The sequence below is a fragment of the Sarcina ventriculi genome, assembly GCF_900456775.1.
Lineage (GTDB): Bacteria > Bacillota > Clostridia > Clostridiales > Clostridiaceae > Sarcina > Sarcina ventriculi.
On sequence record NZ_UAUL01000006.1, the window covers coordinates 1 to 5,972 of the forward strand.

Here is a 5,972-nt window from a genome sequence, read left to right on the forward strand (position 1 = left end):
ATGGCGTGACGTAGGAGGATAGGTGTGTGCTAGCTATTGGATGCTAGTCTAAGCATTTAGTCAGTTAAATAGGCAAATCCGTTGTAATAATGATGAGATGTTATGGGGAAGGTTCTACGGAACCGAAGTACATGATTCCACGCTGCCAAGAAAAGCGTCTAGAGAGAGAAGTAGTGCCCGTACCGCAAACCGACACAGGTAGGTGAGGAGAGAATCCTAAGGCCGGCGGAAGAATTGCAGTTAAGGAACTCGGCAAATTGATCCCGTAAGTTAGCAATAAGGGATGCCTATGAGAGTAGGCCGCAGAGAATAGGCTCAAGCAACTGTTTAGCAAAAACACAGGTCTCTGCTAAAGCGTAAGCTGATGTATAGGGGCTGACGCCTGCCCGGTGCTGGAAGGTTAAGGGAACACTTAGCGTAAGCGAAGGTGTGAACTTAAGCCCCAGTAAACGGCGGCCGTAACTATAACGGTCCTAAGGTAGCGAAATTCCTTGTCAGGTAAGTTCTGACCCGCACGAATGGCGTAATGACTTGAGCACTGTCTCAACTGTAAATCCGGCGAAGTTGTAGTACCAGTGAAGATGCTGGTTACCCGCGATTGGACGGAAAGACCCCGTAGAGCTTTACTGTAGCTTAGCATTGAATTTCGGTATTGTCTGTACAGGATAGGTGGGAGACTGAGAGACTAGGGCGTCAGCCTTAGTGGAGTCGACGTTGGGATACCACCCTGATAGTACTGAAGTTCTAACTGGCGGCCATGAATCTGGTCACAGGACATTGTTAGGTGGGCAGTTTGACTGGGGCGGTCGCCTCCTAAAAAGTAACGGAGGCGCCCAAAGGTTCCCTCAGAACGGTCGGAAATCGTTCGAAGAGTGCAAAGGCAGAAGGGAGCCTGACTGCGACACCCACAAGTGGAGCAGGGACGAAAGTCGGGCTTAGTGATCCGGTGGTACCTCGTGGGAGGGCCATCGCTCAACGGATAAAAGCTACCTCGGGGATAACAGGCTGATCTCCCCCAAGAGTCCACATCGACGGGGAGGTTTGGCACCTCGATGTCGGCTCGTCGCATCCTGGGGCTGAAGTAGGTCCCAAGGGTTGGGCTGTTCGCCCATTAAAGCGGCACGCGAGCTGGGTTCAGAACGTCGTGAGACAGTTCGGTCCCTATCCGTCGCGGGCGTAGGAAATTTGAGAGGAGCTGTCCTTAGTACGAGAGGACCGGGATGGACTGACCTCTGGTGTACCAGTTGTTCCGCCAGGAGCACAGCTGGGTAGCTAAGTCGGGAAGGGATAAACGCTGAAAGCATCTAAGCGTGAAGCCCACCTCAAGATGAGATTTCCCATAGCATAAGCTAGTAAGACCCCTTGAAGAACACAAGGTTGATAGGTCAGAGGTGTAAGTATGGTAACATATTTAGCTGACTGATACTAATAGGTCGAGGGCTTGACCTAATTAACTTTATCTTAATGCTTAGTGTAATTTTGAGAGAATATATCTTTCATATAAATAACATGATTATCTGGTGATAATGCTCTTTAAGGTAACACCCGTTTCCATTCCGAACACGAAGGTTAAGCTTTTAGAGGCTGATGGTACTGCATGGGAGACTATGTGGGAGAGTAAGTGATTGCCAGGTTTATATGGTTCACTAGCTCAGTCGGTAGAGCACATGACTTTTAATCATGGTGTCCGGGGTTCGATTCCCCGGTGAGCCACCAAACCTCTATATTCTACATATAGAGGTTTATTTTTATATTATTTAGTGATGTAAGAAAAATTCTTAAGAAAAAATCTTAAGAATTTCTTTATTATTTACTAATTTATTTAATTTTATAAGTTAACACAACATCTTGTCCACCTGTAACGGTTTTTCCGATTAGATTTTTAAACTCTTTTATAGAATCATCAACATTAGTTATTAATAGAGGTGTTGCAAGAGAGAAACCTTTGCTTAGTATAAAATCTTTATTTATTTTAATTATAGGAGTTCCGGCCTTAACTTTAACTCCAGGCTCTATAAGCCTTTCAAAACCTTCACCATTTAGAGAAACAGTATCAACTCCTATATGAACTAATAATTCGACACCATTACTTAATGTTAGAGCGAATGCATGGTTTGTTTTAAAAATTAGATTTAATTCCCCATCAGCTGGTGCAACAAACACATTACCTGTAGGATTTATTGCTAATCCATCTCCTGCCATTTTTCCTGCGAATACTTCATCGGGAACTTCTGAAAGGTTCATTGTTGTTCCACTTACTGGTGCTATTAATTGAAAATCTTTTTTAAATAATCCAAACATACATATATCTTAATTTTATAAAAAATTAAGAATTCACCATCCTTTCCTATTAAATTAAAAGTGTATACAAATATTATCAAAATTCCTTTTATAACTAATTATAATAATATTTTGAAATATAATGATTTAAAGATAATATATAATAAAAAATTTGTTATGTCAATAAATAACTTTTTATAATTTTGCAGAATAAAATTTAAATTATAATATAAGAGTATTTATTCTTAAGAAAATAATAAAAATATTTAAAAAGTTGTTGACAAAGATTAAGTAAAGTGATAAGATAAAGAAGTCGCTTGAGGGCGATAAAGAAAAAAGAAAAACAATGGTCTTTGAAAATTAAACAGATAATTTAAGTAAACCAGCAATTCTTTTATAAGTAATATGAGTAGATTAAACTCAAATAAAAACTAAGAAATTAGTATATTTTAATTTGAGAGTTTGATCCTGGCTCAGGATGAACGCTGGCGGCGTGCTTAACACATGCAAGTCGAGCGAGAAAAGTTCTTCGGAGCTTTTCTAGCGGCGGACGGGTGAGTAACACGTGGGCAACCTGCCTCATAGAGGGGAATAGCCTTCCGAAAGGAAGATTAATACCGCATAACATTGTTGAAAGGCATCTTTTAACAATCAAAGGAGCAATCCGCTATGAGATGGGCCCGCGGCGCATTAGCTAGTTGGTGAGGTAACGGCTCACCAAGGCGACGATGCGTAGCCGACCTGAGAGGGTGATCGGCCACATTGGAACTGAGACACGGTCCAGACTCCTACGGGAGGCAGCAGTGGGGAATATTGCACAATGGGGGAAACCCTGATGCAGCAACGCCGCGTGAGTGATGAAGGTCTTCGGATTGTAAAACTCTGTCTTTAGGGACGATAATGACGGTACCTAAGGAGGAAGCCACGGCTAACTACGTGCCAGCAGCCGCGGTAATACGTAGGTGGCAAGCGTTATCCGGATTTACTGGGCGTAAAGGGAGCGTAGGCGGATATTTAAGTGGGATGTGAAATACCCGAGCTTAACTTGGGAGCTGCATTCCAAACTGGATATCTAGAGTGCAGGAGAGGAGAATGGAATTCCTAGTGTAGCGGTGAAATGCGTAGAGATTAGGAAGAACACCAGTGGCGAAGGCGATTCTCTGGACTGTAACTGACGCTGAGGCTCGAAAGCGTGGGGAGCAAACAGGATTAGATACCCTGGTAGTCCACGCCGTAAACGATGAATACTAGGTGTAGGGGCCCCAAGCCTCTGTGCCGCCGCTAACGCATTAAGTATTCCGCCTGGGGAGTACGGTCGCAAGATTAAAACTCAAAGGAATTGACGGGGACCCGCACAAGCAGCGGAGCATGTGGTTTAATTCGAAGCAACGCGAAGAACCTTACCTAGACTTGACATGTCCTGAATTACCAGTAATGTGGGAAATTCCTTCGGGAACAGGAACACAGGTGGTGCATGGTTGTCGTCAGCTCGTGTCGTGAGATGTTGGGTTAAGTCCCGCAACGAGCGCAACCCTTATTGTTAGTTGGTACCATTAAGTTGACCACTCTAGCGAGACTGCCCGGGTTAACCGGGAGGAAGGTGGGGATGACGTCAAATCATCATGCCCCTTATGTCTAGGGCTACACACGTGCTACAATGGCAAGTACAAAGAGAAGCAATACTGTGAAGTGGAGCAAAACTCAAAAACTTGTCTCAGTTCGGATTGTAGGCTGAAACTCGCCTACATGAAGCTGGAGTTGCTAGTAATCGCGAATCAGAATGTCGCGGTGAATACGTTCCCGGGTCTTGTACACACCGCCCGTCACACCATGAGAGTTGGCAATACCCGAAGTCCGTAAGCTAACCGTAAGGAGGCAGCGGCCGAAGGTAGGGTCAGCGATTGGGGTGAAGTCGTAACAAGGTAGCCGTAGGAGAACCTGCGGCTGGATCACCTCCTTTCTAAGGAAGAACATCTTAAGAAAACTAAGATGATAATAAAGAATGCTTCTTAAATATCTGTTTAATTTTGAAAGATTAAGTTCTTTCAAAATTATGTTCTTTGAAAATTACACATAAGTATTAATAAATAGAGTAAAGCCAATTAAATTTACTATTCTTTGTAAAATTGATTGCAACTATCTAAAAGATAGAAACAAAGGTCAAGCTACAAAGGGCGTATGGTGAATGCCTTGGCATCAGGAGCCGATGAAGGACGTGATAAGCTGCGATAAGCTTTGGGTAGACGCACATAGTCTGAGATCCAAAGATTTCCGAATGAGGAAACTCACATGGGAAACCCCATGTATCGTTAACTGAATAAATAGGTTAACGAGGGTAAACCTAGGGAACTGAAACATCTAAGTACCTAGAGGAAGAGAAAGAAAAATCGATTTTCTAAGTAGCGGCGAGCGAAAGGGAAAGAGCCCAAACCGGAAACTTGTTTCCGGGGTTGTGGATAGAACATAACGAGAAACTATAACTAATTGAAGAGAGCTGGAAAGCTCTACCGTAGAAGGTAATAGTCCTGTAAATGAAAGTTAGAGTAATCAAGTTCTAATCCAGAGTACTACGAGACACGTGAAACCTTGTGGGAAGCAGGGAGGACCACCTCCCAAGGCTAAATACTACCTGATGACCGATAGTGAAGCAGTACCGTGAGGGAAAGGTGAAAAGAACCCCGGGAGGGGAGTGAAATAGAACCTGAAACCATATGTCTACAACCGATCAAAGCACCTTATGTGTGCGATGATGTGCTTTTTGTAGAACGAGCCAACGAGTTACGATATGTAGCAAGGTTAAGTACTTAAGGTACGGAGCCGAAGGGAAACCAAGTCTTAATAGGGCAACTAGTTGCATGTCGTAGACCCGAAACCGGGTGACCTATCCATGGCCAGGTTGAAGCGAGGGTAAAACCTCGTGGAGGACCGAACCACGTTGCTGTTGAAAAAGCATGGGATGAGCTGTGGATAGCGGAGAAATTCCAATCGAACTCGGAGATAGCTGGTTCTCCTCGAAATAGCTTTAGGGCTAGCGTCGAATATGAGTAATGGAGGTAGAGCACTGAATGGGCTAGGGGGCATAGCGCTTACCGAACCTTATCAAACTCCGAATGCCATATACTATAAGTTCGGCAGTCAGACTACGAATGATAAGATCCGTGGTCAAAAGGGAAACAGCCCAGATCGTCAGCTAAGGTCCCAAAGTGTAAGTTAAGTGGAAAAGGATGTGGGATTTCTAAGACAACTAGGATGTTGGCTTAGAAGCAGCCACTCATTAAAAGAGTGGCGTAATAGCTCACTAGTCGAGAGATCCTGCGCCGAAGATGTTCGGGGCTAAAACTTACCACCGAAGCTACGGGCTTGAATTTATTCAAGCGGTAGAGGAGCGTCGTAATCGGAAGTCATACCGTAAGGAGTGGTGGACTGATTACGAGTGAGAATGTTGGCATTAGTAGCGAGATGTAGGTGAGAATCCTACAGGCCGAATACCTAAGGTTTCCTCAGGAAGGCTCGTCCGCTGAGGGTTAGTCGGGACCTAAGCCGAGGCCGAAAGGCGTAGGTGATGGACAACTGGTTGATATTCCAGTACCACTACCATCGTTATTATCGATGGCGTGACGCAGGAGGATAGTGTGTGCTAGCTATTGGATGCTAGTCTAAGCATTTAGTCAGTTACAATAGGCAAATCCGTT

Annotated in this window: 1 protein-coding gene, 1 tRNA gene and 4 rRNA genes; 5 read left to right on the forward strand and 1 reads right to left on the reverse strand. The window is 44.2% G+C overall.

What is annotated here, in order from left to right; translation table 11 throughout:
• From DR020_RS03990 to DR020_RS04000, 3 genes are all read left to right on the forward strand, one after another.
• Positions 1-1,449 (forward strand): 23S ribosomal RNA (locus DR020_RS03990); the annotation flags it as partial.
• 67 nt (positions 1,450-1,516) lie between these two features.
• Positions 1,517-1,634 (forward strand): 5S ribosomal RNA (rrf, locus tag DR020_RS03995).
• A 6-nt stretch (positions 1,635-1,640) separates the two neighbouring features.
• Positions 1,641-1,716, forward strand: a tRNA-Lys gene (locus tag DR020_RS04000).
• A gap of 102 nt (positions 1,717-1,818) precedes the next feature.
• Here the strand turns inward: DR020_RS04000 and DR020_RS04005 are convergent.
• Complete coding sequence (locus tag DR020_RS04005) at positions 1,819-2,301, reverse strand: PTS sugar transporter subunit IIA (protein ID WP_112365342.1); 483 nt, start codon at positions 2,299-2,301, stop codon at positions 1,819-1,821.
• Positions 2,302-2,730: 429 nt separating this feature from the next.
• On the opposite strand from DR020_RS04005, the gene DR020_RS04010 reads away from it, so the two are divergent.
• Both DR020_RS04010 and DR020_RS04015 read left to right on the forward strand, forming a co-directional pair.
• Positions 2,731-4,240 (forward strand): 16S ribosomal RNA (locus tag DR020_RS04010).
• Positions 4,241-4,438: 198 nt separating this feature from the next.
• A 23S ribosomal RNA gene (locus DR020_RS04015) occupies positions 4,439-5,972 on the forward strand; the annotation flags it as partial.